The 14,391-nt window shown below is 68.8% G+C and carries 11 protein-coding genes; 10 read left to right on the forward strand and 1 reads right to left on the reverse strand.

The window, feature by feature from the left end:
• The 10 genes from ABZ857_RS19985 to ABZ857_RS20030 form a co-directional block, all read left to right on the forward strand.
• The coding region (locus ABZ857_RS19985; RefSeq protein WP_357044898.1) for a hypothetical protein at positions 1–1,883 on the forward strand (1,883 nt) is incomplete at its 5' end.
• Between the two features lie 39 nt (positions 1,884–1,922).
• Positions 1,923–3,026 carry a glycosyltransferase family 4 protein gene (locus tag ABZ857_RS19990; RefSeq protein WP_357044900.1) on the forward strand — a complete coding sequence of 368 codons (1,104 nt, stop codon included), beginning with the start codon at positions 1,923–1,925 and terminating at the stop codon, positions 3,024–3,026.
• Positions 3,023–4,111: a glycosyltransferase gene (locus ABZ857_RS19995; RefSeq protein ID WP_357044902.1), complete on the forward strand. Its 1,089-nt coding sequence runs from the start codon at positions 3,023–3,025 to the stop codon at positions 4,109–4,111. The genes ABZ857_RS19990 and ABZ857_RS19995 overlap by 4 nt, the downstream gene beginning before the upstream one ends.
• Complete coding sequence (locus tag ABZ857_RS20000; RefSeq protein WP_357044904.1) at positions 4,092–5,462, forward strand: hypothetical protein; 1,371 nt, start codon at positions 4,092–4,094, stop codon at positions 5,460–5,462. Before ABZ857_RS19995 ends, ABZ857_RS20000 begins: the two co-directional genes overlap by 20 nt.
• Positions 5,463–5,575: 113 nt before the next feature.
• The gene (locus ABZ857_RS20005; protein ID WP_357044906.1) at positions 5,576–7,744 is read left to right on the forward strand and encodes a hypothetical protein; all 2,169 of its coding nucleotides are present in this window, start codon (positions 5,576–5,578) and stop codon (positions 7,742–7,744) included.
• 176 nt (positions 7,745–7,920) lie between these two features.
• Positions 7,921–9,093 (forward strand): glycosyltransferase, encoded by a 1,173-nt coding sequence (locus ABZ857_RS20010; protein ID WP_357044908.1) that lies wholly within the window; start codon positions 7,921–7,923, stop codon positions 9,091–9,093.
• Positions 9,090–10,061: an NAD-dependent epimerase/dehydratase family protein gene (locus ABZ857_RS20015; protein WP_357044910.1), complete on the forward strand. Its 972-nt coding sequence runs from the start codon at positions 9,090–9,092 to the stop codon at positions 10,059–10,061. The genes ABZ857_RS20010 and ABZ857_RS20015 overlap by 4 nt, the downstream gene beginning before the upstream one ends.
• A 73-nt stretch (positions 10,062–10,134) precedes the next feature.
• Positions 10,135–11,127, forward strand: coding sequence for an NAD-dependent epimerase/dehydratase family protein (locus tag ABZ857_RS20020; protein WP_357045237.1), 993 nt, complete (start codon positions 10,135–10,137; stop codon positions 11,125–11,127).
• A gap of 23 nt (positions 11,128–11,150) precedes the next feature.
• Positions 11,151–12,155, forward strand: coding sequence for an MraY family glycosyltransferase (locus ABZ857_RS20025; RefSeq protein ID WP_357044912.1), 1,005 nt, complete (start codon positions 11,151–11,153; stop codon positions 12,153–12,155).
• Between the two features lie 2 nt (positions 12,156–12,157).
• On the forward strand, positions 12,158–13,540 hold the full coding sequence (locus ABZ857_RS20030; RefSeq protein ID WP_357044914.1) for a polysaccharide biosynthesis tyrosine autokinase: 1,383 nt from the start codon (positions 12,158–12,160) through the stop codon (positions 13,538–13,540).
• A 55-nt stretch (positions 13,541–13,595) separates the two neighbouring features.
• Here ABZ857_RS20030 and ABZ857_RS20035 read toward each other — a convergent pair whose 3' ends face one another.
• Positions 13,596–14,309, reverse strand: coding sequence for a hypothetical protein (locus ABZ857_RS20035; protein WP_357044916.1), 714 nt, complete (start codon positions 14,307–14,309; stop codon positions 13,596–13,598).
• Positions 14,310–14,391: the final 82 nt, after the last annotated feature.

Genomic DNA, 14,391 nt, shown 5'->3' on the forward strand with positions numbered 1-14,391 from the left:
GGAAGCGCCCACGGCTCCAGCCCTCCCCCCTGTGGTGGTCATGGGCACTCGCCCTGACCATGCTCTACCTCCTGGCGCTCACCGCCATGACCTTCCTCAAGAAGCACGCCCTCGATTGGCCCGCGCTCGGATACGCCAGCGCCGACATGCCTTTCCAGCTCGCGCTTATCGGCGAGTTGAAGAACCACATGCCACCCACCTCGCCGATGGTGGCCGGGGAACCGCTCCTCTACCACTGGTTCGTCTACGCCCACTTCGCCGCGTCGAGCTGGATCACCGGCATCGAGCCGCTCGTGCTGCTGTTCCGCCTCGGCATGCTGCCCATGATGGCCGCGATCGTCATCTTGACGGGCATGGTGGCGCGGCGCGTCATCGCTTCCTGGGCCGGAGCTTTCGCCGCCGTGATCTCAGCGGTCTCCGTCGGCGCCGTGAACCTGTACACGGGCGCCGGTTATCTCCTCACCCGGGGCGGCATCGCGGACGCCTCCTGGACGAGTCCCACCCACGCTTTTGGAACCGTCTTGTTCGCCCCCGTCGTCCTCCTCGTCCTCGATCTGAGGCTCAGGCGCTACAGAGGTGGATGGCTCCTGCTCGGCGTGTTCCTGCTCGCTGTCATGGGAGCCAAGGCCATCTTCCTTCCCCTGCTCGGAGCGGGGCTCGTGACGGCGGTCGCGCTGGAGGTCGCTTCGCGGCGCAGGCTCCCCTGGCCCACACTGGCCGCACTTGGGATGACCGCGGCCTGTTTCCTCTTCGCACAGGTGGTGCTGTTCCGGGGGGTGCGGAACGGCATGATCGTCGAGCCCCTTTCTTTCGCGAAGGTCGCATGGGTGGAGCTGACCGGTCTCCCCGACCCGAACCCTCCCCTGCTCTCCTCGCTCGGGATCACCTCCATCTACGTGCTCGGCTGGGTCATCGCGTGGGGAGGAAGCCTTGGGCTGCTGAGCCGGTCACGCTCATGGGCTCGGCCGGGAATCCCGCTCATGCTCGGCATAGGGGCCGCCGGGATCGGCGTGGCGCTGCTGTTCGGACATCCCGGCCGCAGCCAGCTCTTCTTTCTCTGCGGCGCGTACCCCTACCTCGCGATCGGCTCGGTCTATGGAACCCTCGTGCTCGCGCGGCGGGCGCGGGTGTCTCGGCGGGCGATCGTCTACTCCGCCATAGCCGGAACGGCCGTGACCTACCTGATCACCTTCGCCTGCGGCGTCACCATCCCGCTGCGCCCTGGCGAGCCGGTCGGCCTGCTCTATCGCCCCTACGCCGTCCTCCTGGCCGTCCTCGTTCTGGCCGCCGCCTTCATCACCGTCGTCTGGGGTCGCCTTCGCGCCTGGGCGCTCATCACCGTCGCGTGCACGGCCGTCGGCATGACCGCCTACGTGCACGCGCGGGTCGCCTCAGCCGTCGGCCTCTCCACCGGAGACACCCATCTGGTTCGCCGAGCGCAGGACGTGGTGATCCCTGCGGGCGTGACGACGGCCGCGCGGTGGCTGCGCGCTCACGCCGGACGGGGAGACGTGGTGGCCACGAACGTACATTGCCGCTGGAACATCCCCGACGTCTGCAACAGGGGCCAGTCCTGGATCGCCGCCCTATCCGAGCGGCACGTGCTGGTCGAGGGATGGAGCTACACCACCACCAACCTCCGCCAGTGGCGGCCCGGGCTGGATCCCGAACACCTTCCGTTCTGGGACGGCGAGCGACTGCGGCTCAACGAAGCCGCCTTCACATCGCCGTCGGCGGCCGTCATCCGCGGCCTTCGCGATCGTTACGGCGTGCGGTGGCTGTTCGCCGACGAGCGGACGGCGGGTCTCAGCCCGCGCATCGGTGACTACGCGACGCTTGCGTTCCGTTCCGGCGACTGCGCCGTCTATCGCATTCCCGCGTGACCCGCACTTTTCCTGAAAAACACGAGCCAGGAGGGCGATGTGAGAATTCTGCACATCGGCTATCGACTGCCGCCGGAGCCGGGCGGCAAGGAACTCTACATCGAACGACTCGTCCGCGAGCAGGTGCGCCGTGGACACGACGTGATCGTCGCGCACCGGCGCGGCGCACCTCTCCAAGGTACGACGACCCTGCGCTTGCCTCCTGTTCGGGCAAGCCGGATTGTTTCCTTGAAATCGGATGAAATTGCCTTCGCGATGGAGTGCGCCAAGGCGCTGCCCCGCACGCGCGGGCTCGACGTCGTCCACCTGCACGGCGATCACCGCGAGGCGCTCGTACTCGGCCCCGCCACACGGCGCCTTGGCATTCCGCTCGTGCTGCACGTGCACGGCGCCCTCACGACGCTTCATCGCCCCATCATGCCGTGGGCGTTCCGCCACGTCGGCGGCTTCATCGTGTCGGGGACGCGCCCAAGGGGCGACCTGCTCGGCGTCGGTGTTCCCGATCGGCTTATCCACATGATGCCGAGCGGTGTGGAACTCGGTCATCTCGCCCGATTTCGCGGCAGTGCCCCAATTCAGCGTGGGCTGATCGTCAGCGTGGGATCACTGGTCAAGGTGAAAAACCACGAGCTGACCATCGAGGCGTTCCACCGGGTGCGGGCCGCCCGGCCGGACACCCGCCTCGTCATCGCCGGAGACGGACCGGAACGCGACCGGCTGCGGCGGCTCGCGGACGCCGGTCCGGGCATCGAGTTCCTCGGCCAGATCCCCAGCGACCAGGTCTATGCGCTGGTGAGCCGGGCGGACGCCTTCGTGCATTCCTCCCGGCGGCTGCGCACCATCGGCGAAGGGATACCGACTGCGCCGCTGGAGGCCCTGGCCCTCGGCACCGCCGTCCTCGTCTCGTCTGAGGCGTCGCTCGATCCGGCGGTTCCCCCTGCGGCCTATCGGGTGTTCCGTTCGCGCACGGATCTCGTCACCCAGCTCCACGCGGTGATGGACGACGAGGTGGCGCGCCTGCAGATGATCGAAAAGGGTGTCGAAGCCGCGGCGGACCTCGACTGGCGGCTGGTGGCCGAACGCATCGAACAGGTTTACGAGAAGGTCATCGCCCGCGACGCGGCTGCCCTGGCGGCGACATGAGCGGCCCCCACATCTGCGAGGTGATCAAGACGCTGGACCTGGGTGGGGCCGAGATCCTGCTGGTGGAGCGGATGCTCGCCACACCCCAGACCGGCAAGCGCTACACGGTGGTGTGCCTGCGGGCATCCACCGACGAGCTCAGGGCACGGCTGCGGTCGGCCGGAGTCGAGGTGATCGACCTCACCTCCCACCCGCGGTGGCAACGTCCGGCTCGCCTCATCCGCGTGATCGGCAAGCTCCGGCCGGACGTGATCAACATCCACTCTCCGCTTCTCGCGGTGCTGCTGCGGCCGCTCGCCCGGATGAGGCGGCCCCGCCCGGCTCTGATCTCGACGGTGCACAACGTCCGCTACCGCCTGCCGACCATGCTGCTCGACCTGGGCACGCGCTGGCTGGACATGCGGACGGTGGCTGTCTCCCCTCACGTCGCCCGGTCCCGGACCTGCTGGCTCGCCCGTCACGTCACGGTTCGCGTCCACGGTGTGCGGGTCGAGGTGCAACGCCGCTGGGCGCGGATGGCGGACCAGACCAGACGACATTGGGACGTGCCCGGCGGCGCCTTCCTGATCGTGCACGTCGGGAACTTCCATCCACAGAAGAACCACGACCTGCTGCTGGACGCGGCGGTGAAGGTCCTGGAGCAGGACAATCGCGCCCGCTTTCTGCTCGCCGGTTCCGGGCCGCTGTTGAACCGGACGGCGCGGCGGGTGGACGCCCTCGGCCTCACCGGCGTGCGCCTGCTCGGGCGCCTGCCCGACGCGAGGCGGCTCATCGCGGCGGCCGACCTGCTCGTGCTCAGCTCCTCCTACGAAGGGCTGCCCGTCGTCGTCATGGAAGCGCTGGCGGCGGGGGTGCCGGTCGTGTCGACGGCCGTCGGCGGGGTGCCCGATCTGATCAGCCACAACCGGAACGGGCTGCTCGTCGAGCCTGATGATCCCGATGCGCTCGCCGGGGCCATCCTGCGCGCGATGCGCCCGGACGCCCACGCGCGGCTGCGCGAGGGCGCGCGGGACAGCGCGGACCTCGTGGACATCGGACGGGCGGCGGAATGGTTCGACCGGCTCTATGACGACGTCCTCGCCTAGGCCCGTGCGGATCCGACTGCCGGGCCGGCGGCACCTGCGCACCTTCACCTCGCTGAGTTCCGCCGGGCTCGGCGAGGCCGTGCTTCCCACGCTCAGCCTGATCGCCCTCGTCCGGGTGACCGGGAGCGAGACCTCAGGGCACGTCATCTTCGCGCAGTCCGTGTCCGTTCTCTGGTTCCTCCTGTGTGATCCGTGCCTGGAGAACGCCGCCCAGCGGTTCGTTCCTCTGGAGCAACGGCGGACCGGCCATGGCGCGGCCCTCTTCCTGCGCCTGCTGCGTCTGGACGTGGTCATCGGTTTGGCGGCGACCCTGCTCGCCCTCCTGATGGTGCTCGGCGCATGGCTTCTCGGCCACGTCTCGGACGGCCTCGCGCTCACGTTCGCCCTGGCGGTTGCGGGGCGAGGTGCCATGGCGCCGTACGCGACGGCGTGGGCGGGATTTGCACTGGCCGGCCGTTTGCAGACCTCGGGGGTGCTGCGCGTGCTGGGCGCGGTCCTGTCGTTCGGTTCATCGCTCGCCGGGCTCTTCATCGGTGGCCCACTGCTCTATCTGGCCGGTCAGGCGGGCAGCGCGCTGGTCATGGCGGCGATGTTCTGCCTAGCCGCGTCACGTGCGGTGACGCGGCAGCTGGGCCCGGCCGCCGGCCGCCCCAGGCTGCCCGCGGGATTGCTCCGGTTCACCCTGCCGACCTCGATCGGCACCTTCGTGGCCGGTGTCTCCGACTCCGGCATCCTCACCATCGCGGGCCTCGTGGGCGGGCCACAGCTCGTCACCATCTTGAAGATCACGATGGCACCGGGGCGCTTCTACGCCAATCTGGCCGTCCCGGTCGCGGCGATGCTGTACCCGCGTCTCACTCAGGCCGTCGCCCTGGAAGCCGGAAGCGCCGTCATCATGCGAGACGTCGTCCGTACCACCGCGCTGTGCGCGGGGGGCGGTGCGGTGACAGCCGTCGTCGCGCTTCCACTGATCGGCACCGTCATCACCATCGCCTACGGACCTGAGTACGGTCCCACCGGGGCGGTGGCGATGCTGCTCCTCGGGGCGGCATGCATGAAGGGCACGGCCTGCTGGTCCAACGTGCTTCCCCTCGCCATGGGCAAGCCGGGCGTGCGGCTCGCCTACCTCTGCGCCGAGGCGGCCCTTCTCGTGGGCACACTGCTCGTCGCGGGCTGCACGACCTCCGCCACCGTGGCCACGGCACTCGTCTTCGCCTGGGGAACGCTGGGCCTCGCCATCCTGGGCACCGGCTTCTGGATCGCGTCGCTGGGCCGCGTCATCGGGCCTCGATCGCCCGGTTCACACCAGGATCCAATTCCTTCCGATCGCACGATTACGGCAGCGCAATGAACACAGCATTGGTTGTAAATGGTTCCCCGACGAAATTTGAAAAACATAAGGGAGCTCGATATCTGCGGGCACGGTGGTTGCCGGCGGCCTTTCTCGGTATTGTTACGGTCGCAGTGCTGCGCCTTTACGGCGTTTCCGTCTCGGACCTGTCGGCCTTCGCCGCCTATCTCACGATGGGCCTGACGTTTCCCGGAGTGCTGCTGATCCGATGCCTGTATCGCGGGCGCCGGACGCTGGTGGAGGAGATCGCCCTGGGTCTGGTCCTCGGCTATGCGATCGAGGTGCCCGCCTACATCGCCGCACGGGCGGCCGGTCTGCCGCTGCTCGTACTGGCATTCCCCATCGGCACCTACGCACTGTTCCTGGTCGTGCCCCGGCTGCGTGGACACTGGAAGGGGGGCCCGCGGCGGGCATCACCCTTGTGGTGGTCGTGGTCCATCGCCCTGACGATCGTCTACCTGGTCGTCTGGAGCGCGGCCACCTTCTTCAGAGCCAATGCCCTGACCTGGCCCGCGCTCGGACTTTCCCATGTCGACACGCCGTTCCACCTCTCCCTGATCGGCGAACTGAAACACCACCTGCCTCCCACGGTTCCGGCGGTCGCGGGAGAGCCGCTGCTCTACCACTGGTTCGTCCACGCGGAGCTGGCCGCGACGAGCTGGGTGACGGGCGTGGAGCCGGCGGTGCTGCTGCTCCGCCTCGCCATGCTGCCCATGCTGGCCGCGCTCGTCGTGCTGGTGGGCGTGATCGCGCTCCGCGTCCTCGAGTCGCGGCCGGCCGCGCTCGTGGCGGTCCTGGCGGCGTTGTTCATGGCGGCGCCCAGCCTTCACCTGGGCAGCAACGGGGTGTTCACCTGGGGCGGCATTCAGGACGCGGCATGGATCAGCCCGAGCCAGACGTTCGGGGGGGTCCTGTTCGCACCGGCCGTCCTGCTGCTCATCGACATCCTCGAAGAGGACGACGTCCTCGGGGCACGCCGCCTCGGCAGATGGCTGCTTCTCGCCGTCTTCCTCGTCGCGGTGATGGGCGCCAAGGCGACCTACCTCCCGCTGCTGGCGACCGGCCTTGCGGCGGTCGCCGCTGTGGAGGCGACCAGAAGCCACCGCCCGCCGCGACCCGCGCTCATCGCGTTGGGGATGACCGTCACGTGCCTCCTCTTCGCACAGGCGGTGCTGTTCCGGGGCGCTCGGCAGGGGGTGGACTTCTCCCCCTCCTCCGTGAGCCTCCACCTGTGGAAGGAATTCACCGGACGGTCCGACGCTCCGCCCCTCGCCGCGGTGTTCGGACTCAGCTTCCTGTTCCTGACCTGCTGGCTCTTCACCTGGTGCGGGGTGCTGGGGTTGCTCGGCCGGCCGCGCCTGCTCATGCGCCCCGCCGTCGTGGTCATGACCGGGATGGGCGCCGCCGGTCTGGGCGCGGCCCTCCTGCTGGGAAACATCCATCTCAACCAGCTCTACTTCCTGCGGGCCACCTACCCCTACATGGCTGTCGTCACGGTGTACGGCCTCGTCACCGCTGTCCGCGGCTCACGCGGGTCCCCCCTCGCTGTGGCGTCCGCGACCGCCCTCGGCGCCGCCGCCGCATATCTGATCCCCTTGTGCTGCGGGGTCGAAATCCCGCTGGCTCCGGGTCGGCCGCCCGCGCTCCTGTACCTGCCGTACATCGCACTGGCGGCAGTCCTCCTCCCGACGGGGATCGTCTTGATCGTGAGACGGGGCCGGACGGGCTGGGCCCTGACGTTGTCGATGGTCGCCGCCATAGGCCTGCCGGCGGAGGCGCACGCGCGCATCCTTGCGATCGTGCAGGGCATCGCCGGAGCCAGGACGGAAGCGCTCGCCGGGCCGGTGACCGAGCCGTCCGTGCCGAGGGGCGCTCTGGCCGCCGCGAGATGGCTCCGCGACCACTCGAACCCCGATGATCTGGTCGCCACGAACGATCATGTCCGCTGGGCAGACCCGAATTCATGCGATACCCGTCATTCTTGGGTGAGTGCCCTGACCGAGCGGCGCGTACTGGTCGAAGGATGGGCGTACACCGCGAAGACCTGGGATCGGCTGCGACCGGGTCAGGGGCCGGAGTGTACGCGATTCTGGGACACCGCCCGGCTCAGATCGAACGACGCGGCATTTGTCACGCCCTCACCGGAATCGATCCGTCGGCTGTGGACAGACTACGGCGTGCGATGGCTCTTCTCGGACGAGCGGCACGCCGGGCAGATCCGGCGCTACGCGACCATGCGCTTCCGCTCCGGCGACGTCGCCGTCTACCAGATCCACGACTGATGCACCGCACCTTGTCTGTCGATTTCTTGGCAAAGTGCCCCTTCCGCGAGTAATCGATCAGGTTCGGGTACCGAATTCGGAAACTCTTCGCCGTTACGGTGAGCACATCACGGCGAAGAGCCGCGTCCGAGTTAGCTTCTCCGGCGTGAACCATACCCGTCTGCAAGGAGCCCGCGATGAAACCGGACGGCCGTATTCGCGTCATGGAAATCATCGCCCGCATGAATATCGGCGGCCCGGCCACCCAGGTTATGGGACTGTACGAACGGCTGAACCGCGATGAGTTCGACCACCGCCTTTACACGGGCCACGTCGACGGCGCCGAGGGCGACCAGCTCCGGCTTCGGGGCGCGACGCTGCGGGTGCACCGGATCCCGGGCCTCGGCCGCGCGGTCAGGCCGGCCGACGACCTCCGCGCGCTCCTGCGGCTGATCGGCGCCATGCGCGAGTTCCGGCCGCACATCGTGCACACCCGGACGGCCAAGGCCGGGGCGCTGGGCCGTACGGCCGCCCGCCTCGCCGGCATCGGCGCGGCCATGGTGCACGTGTTCCACGGGCATCTCTTGGAAGGCTACTTCTCGCCGGCCAAGCGCCGCCTCTACATCCGGACGGAGCGGCGCCTGGCCGCCATGTCCGATCGCCTGGTGACGGTCGGGCCCAGGGTCCGCGACGATCTGCTCGCCGCCGGAATCGGACGCCCGGAGCAGTACGTCGTGATCCCGCCCGGCGTGAAGCTGGGCCCGATTCCCGACCGCGAGACGGCCCGCGCCGCCCTGGGCGTTCCCTTGGACACGCCCGTCGTCGCCTTCGTCGGCCGGCTCACCCGGGTGAAGCGACCCGACCGGTTGCTCGCGACCGCCGATGCCGTACTCCGCCGCCTGCCCACCTGCCGATTCGTCGTCTGTGGAGACGGCGAGCTCATGGAGGAGCTGGTGCGGGGCATCGCGGACAGGCCGGGCTCGTTCCGGCTGCTGGGATGGCGCAAAGACACAGAAACCGTGTACGCGGCGGCCGACGTGGTCATCCTGACCTCGGACAACGAGGGCACGCCGCTGACCCTCATCGAGGCGGGCATGGCAGGGATTCCCGTCGTCGCCACGCGGGTGGGAAGCGTCCCGGATGTCGTCCGCCACGGCGTCACCGGCCTACTGGCCGCCCCCGACCCGGACGACCTGGCCGAGCAGACCCTCCGCCTGCTGTCCGATCCGGCGCTCGCGGCTGGCATGGGCGAGGCGGCCCGCCGATGGACGTCGACGTCGTTCGCCGTGGAGCGCCTGGTAGCCGACACCGAAGCGCTCTACCGGTCGCTTTCCGTCGGACCGCGACACCTTACAGGAAACATCGCATGAAGATCCTCATCACGGGCGGCGCCGGGTTCATCGGCGCCAACGTCTGCCGGACGCTCACGACGCGGCCGGAGGTCGAAAGCATCACGGTGCTCGACGACCTCAGCACCGGGAGTCTCGCCAACCTTGCCGACGTGGGAGTCGAGGTGGTCACGGGCAGCATTCTCGACCGGGAGTTGCTGGCCGAGATCGTCCCCGGCGCCACACACGTGATCCACCTCGCGGCCCGGCCGTCGGTGCCCCGGTCCCTGAAGGATCCTGTCGCCTCACACGCCGTGAACGCGACCGGCACTCTTCACGTTCTCGAGGCCTGCCGGGCCACCAGACCGCATGTCATCATCGCCTCCTCGTCTTCGGTGTACGGCGACTGCCAGGAGCCGTACAAGCACGAGGACCTGCCGACCCGGCCGCTCAGCCCGTACGGCGCGGGCAAGCTCGCTACCGAGGCCTACGCCCTGGCGTACGCGGAAAGTTACGGTCTGCCGGTCCTGGCGTTCCGTTTCTTCAACGTCTACGGACCTCTGCAGCCCGCGGGTCACGCTTATGCGGCCGTCATCCCGGCCTTCGTGTCGGCCGCGCTGAACGGCCGTCCGGTCCCGATCCACGGTGACGGGAACCAGGCACGGGACTTTACCTTCGTCGGATCGGTGGCGGACGTCCTCGCCGACGCCGCCGCCCGCCGGGTCACATGCGGCAAACCGGTCAACCTGGCATTCGGCACACGGGTAACCCTACTCCGCCTCAAGGAGATCCTGGAAACCGTCCTCGAGCGCCCGATCGAGGCGGAATTCCTGCCGCCCCGTGTGGGCGACATCAGGGAGTCGCAGGCCTCTTCGCGCCGACTGCTCGACCTGTTCCCCGGGGTGCGGCCCGTGCCGTTGAAAGACGGGCTCAGCCTGACCGTGACGTGGTTCGAGAAGGCGGTGAGCACGAACGAACACGCTGAAAGGGCCCCGAGCACGCACGGCTGATTCGCCCGCCGCCGCATTCATTTACCCGAGCGATCCTGTCAACTGCCACTTGTATGGAGAGAAGTCGTTGACCATGCCCAGCGGAAACACCTACCTGATCACGGGTGGGAGCGGTTTCGTCGGATCCCACTTGACCGACGCGTTGCTCGCACGGGGCGATTCCGTAATCGTTTTGGACAATATGTCGACCGGGCGTCGCGCCAATCTCGTGCATCACGTCGGCAATCCCCGGCTGCGCGTCGTCCAGGGCTCGGTACTCGACGCGCTCCTCGTCGACGAATTGGTCCACGAGTGCGACGTCGTCGTCCATCTCGCCGCCGCCGTGGGCGTGAAGCTGATCGTGGAGCAGCCGCTGCGCTCCCTGACCACGAACATCCGCGGCTCGGAGATCGTGATCGAGGCGGCGCACCGGTATCGCAGGAAGATCCTTGTCACGAGTACGAGTGAGATCTACGGAAAGAACTCCGGCGGACCCCTCACCGAGACGTCCGACCGCATACTGGGCAGTCCCGGCGTCGTGCGATGGTCCTACAGCACGGCGAAGGCCGTCGACGAGATCCTGGCCAACGCCTACCACAGGGAACGTGGCCTGCCGACAATCATCGTCAGGCTGTTCAATACGGTGGGACCCCGGCAGAGTCCGGCCTACGGGATGGTCATCCCGCGACTCGTCCGGCAGGCGATCGCGGGGCTCCCGCTCACCGTCTTCGGGGACGGCACGCAGACCCGCTGCTTCGCGCACGTGCTCGACGTGGTGCAGGCGTTGGTCCTGCTGCTCGACCATGAGGCCGCCATCGGCCAGACCTTCAACATCGGGTGCAGCGACGAGGTGAGCATCCTGGAGCTCGCCAAACTGATCGCCGAACTCACGGGGAGCACGTCGGGCGTCGACCTCGTCCCGTACGCCGAGGCCTACGGGACGGGCTTCGAGGACATGCAGCGCAGGGTCCCCGATACCACGAAGCTGCGCGAACTCACCGGCTGGACGCCGCAGCGATCGCTGGACGACATCCTGGTGGAGACCATCGCGGAAGCCCGCGCCGAGCCGGTGAATTTCCGGCGGTGAACAGCACGACTCTCCTCGCAGCCGTGATCAGCAGCTTCCTGCTGACCGCGGCGGTGACCCCTCTGCTGCGCCGTCTGGCGCTTCGTTGGGGATTCATGGATCGACCCGGAGGTCACAAGTCGCATGAGCGGGCCACTCCCTACCTCGGCGGCGTTGCGATCATGCTGGGCACCGTCATCCCCCCGATGGCGCTGATCAGTCCCACCGATGAGCGATTCATTTTGATCGTCGTCGGGGCGGTGGTTGTGACCCTGCTCGGCCTCATCGACGATCTGTCGCCGCTGCCCCAGCTCACCCGATTGACCGTGGAGTCGCTGGCCGCCGGCGGGGTGGTGCTGACAGGCGTCCAGGCGTCGGTGACCGGCACCTGGCTCGACGGCCCGATCACCGTGCTGTGGATCGTCGTCGTCACCAACTCCTTCAACCTGCTCGACAACATGGATGGAGCGCTCGCGGCCGTCACCGCGGTCACTGCCGTGATTCTGGCCGGGGCGGCCTTCGTGTCCGCCCAGCCCGCGATCGGACTGATCTTGATGACCCTCCCCCTGGCCTGCTTGGGGTTCCTGCCGTACAACTGGGCGCCGGCGAAGATTTTCATGGGGGACGCGGGCTCGCTGTTCGTCGGATTCGTCCTCACCTGTTCGGCGGCCCTGCTGATCACCGGTCGCGACACCGGCACGGCGATCGCAGGCATGCTTCTGCCGACCTTCGTCGCGACCGTGGACACGGGGGTCGTGCTGCTCTCGCGGAGGAGGGCGGGACGGCCGATGATGCGAGGCGGAACCGACCATCTTTCCCATCGTCTTCGCAAACTCGGTCTCAGCACACGGCTCACGGCCCTCACGCTCGCCGCCCTCGCGGCTGTGACCAGCATGCTGGAGCTGGTGATGACGCTGGGCTGGATCCCGCCGCTCGGCGCGACGATCGTCGGCCTGACGGCCGCCTGCATTCTCATCGGCCTGCCTCAGCGCGTGCGGGTCTACCCGCCTGTCCGCGCTCAGCAGTCTCTTCACGTAAGGCGAAAATGATTATGGAACTGCTCTATTACGCGCGACTCATCCGCAGGAGCTGGCTGCTCCTGCTGCTATCGCTGATCATCGGGGCGGCGTCCGCCCTTGTCATCACCGCGAACACACCGCCCAAGTACGTCACCACGATCTCCATGCTGGTCTCCGGGGACGACAGGGAGGGCAGCGTCTCTGCCGCCCTCCAGGCCGGGGCCCTGTCGCAACAGCGAGTGCAGTCCTATGCCACCCTGCTGACCAGTCGCCGGGTGGTCGGTCAGATTGTGCACGGCGCGGACATCCCGAGCCTCCAGGCGAGCATCACGGCCGAGACCATCCCAGGCACCTCGCTCCTGCGTGCCACCGTCACCGACACCGATCCGAGGCGCGCCGCCGCCCGCGCCAACGACCTCGGGGCGGCCTTCGCCGCGCTGATCGACCAGATCGAGCGGCCCACCCCCAAGAGCCGCCCGAACGTCCGGGTCTCCGTGGTCGACGCGGCGGAGATCCCGACAGCGCCGGTGTCTCCCAAGCCATTGCTCAACGTGGCACTCGGACTTTTGCTGGCGCTGTTCGTCGCCATCGGCACGCTGGTGCTGCGCGATCGTCTGGACACGAGCATCAAGGCCCTGGAGGCGCTACAGCAGGTCTCCAAGGGTTCGGTTCTCGGGATCATCGGCTTCGAGCGGAACGCGCGGCAGCACCCTCTGATCGTCCGCGGCGACGGCCGGTCGTCACGGGCGGAATCCTTCCGGTCCCTGCGCACGAACCTGCAGTTCACCGGGGTGGACAGGCAGTTGAAGTCGCTTGTGGTGACCAGTTGCCTGCCGGCGGAGGGCAAGTCCTCCACCTCCGCCAACCTGGCGATCGCGCTGGCTCAGGCAGGCTGGCGGGTGATCCTGATCGACGCCGACCTACGCCGCCCCCGTCTCGCCACCTACCTGGGCATCGAGGGCGGCACCGGTCTCACCGACGTGCTCATCGAGCGGGCCCGGCTGCACGACGTCATCCAGACGTGGGGGCAGCCGGCCCTGTCCGTCCTGCCCAGCGGCAGGATCCCGCCGAACCCCAGCGAGCTGCTCGGTTCGCGGGGCATGCGCTCGGTGCTGGCCCAGCTCACCGAGGAATACGACATGGTGATCATTGACGCGCCGCCGCTGTTGCCGGTCACCGACGCCGCGGCCCTCTCCGCGATCTGCGACGGCGCCCTGCTCGTCGTACGGCACGGCAAGACCCGGCGCGAGCAGGTGGCACGCGCCGAGGAACTGCTGTCGTCGATCAACGCCCGTCTGGTCGGGACGGTCCTGAACTTCGTGCCGGCGAAACGGAACGAGTACTTCGGGTACGAGTACTACAGCAGTAAGGCCGAGCCGGAGACGCCACGGGTCCCTGAGCCGGTACAGGCATGAGCAGGCGAGCCGGGCCCCGGAGCGACTCCGCGGAGCGGAACCGCCGGGGGCTCGGTCAGGGCGCCGACGCGTGTCTGAGAAGGTGCATCGGAACGGCGAGCGCGTCCACGATTCGGCGGGCCGCCTCCCGGTAGGCCCTGCGGGGACCTCCGTAAGGGTCCACGATGTCGGGCTGGTCCACCCGGACCAGCCCGCGCAGCGCTCCGGCCTCCTCCAGCAGAACCCGCGCCCGGCCGACGGGATGCCCCTGGCTCAGCACTTTGCCCGAAGGGACGGCGCGGGCAAGCGCGCCGAACTCGACGATGGTGAACGCGCGCGCGGCCGCGCGCGGATACAGGGCCGCCGCCTCGGCGCGGTGCTCGGACGAGGCCGCCAGCACGAGATCGGCGTCGGCCACCGCCTCGGCTGTGAGCGGGCGTGACGAGAAGCCCTCCGAATCCCCGCCGAGCCGCAGCAGCACCTCACGCGCACGCTCGGCCATCGGCCATCCCGTCCGGGCGCGGGTTCCCGCGCTGCCCACCAGGATCGGCGAGCCCGGTCCGAGGGCCGCCAGGGTAAGCCGCTCCGCCATGGCCGACCTGCAGATGTTTCCCGTGCACACGAAAAGGATGCGGAAGGTCCCCGTGGCTTTCCGCGCCGTTTCCTCCCCCATCTCCGGCGCTTCCGGCGTTGTCGGCACCGCGTCCGTCGCGGCTCCCGTCCACGTCCGCGTTTTGGCTTCCCCGGGGACCGCTCCAGTGGCGGTTTCCCCCGCATGCGTACACTCCATGGCCGGACGCTAAGCCGCGCCCGGCGTGCCGCCGCTCGCGGCACGCCGGGCCTTTACGGTTCTTGTCGGTTCCCTCGCGCGC

The sequence above is a fragment of the Microbispora sp. NPDC046933 genome, from assembly GCF_040644635.1.
In the GTDB taxonomy this organism is placed as follows: Bacteria; Actinomycetota; Actinomycetes; order Streptosporangiales; family Streptosporangiaceae; genus Microbispora.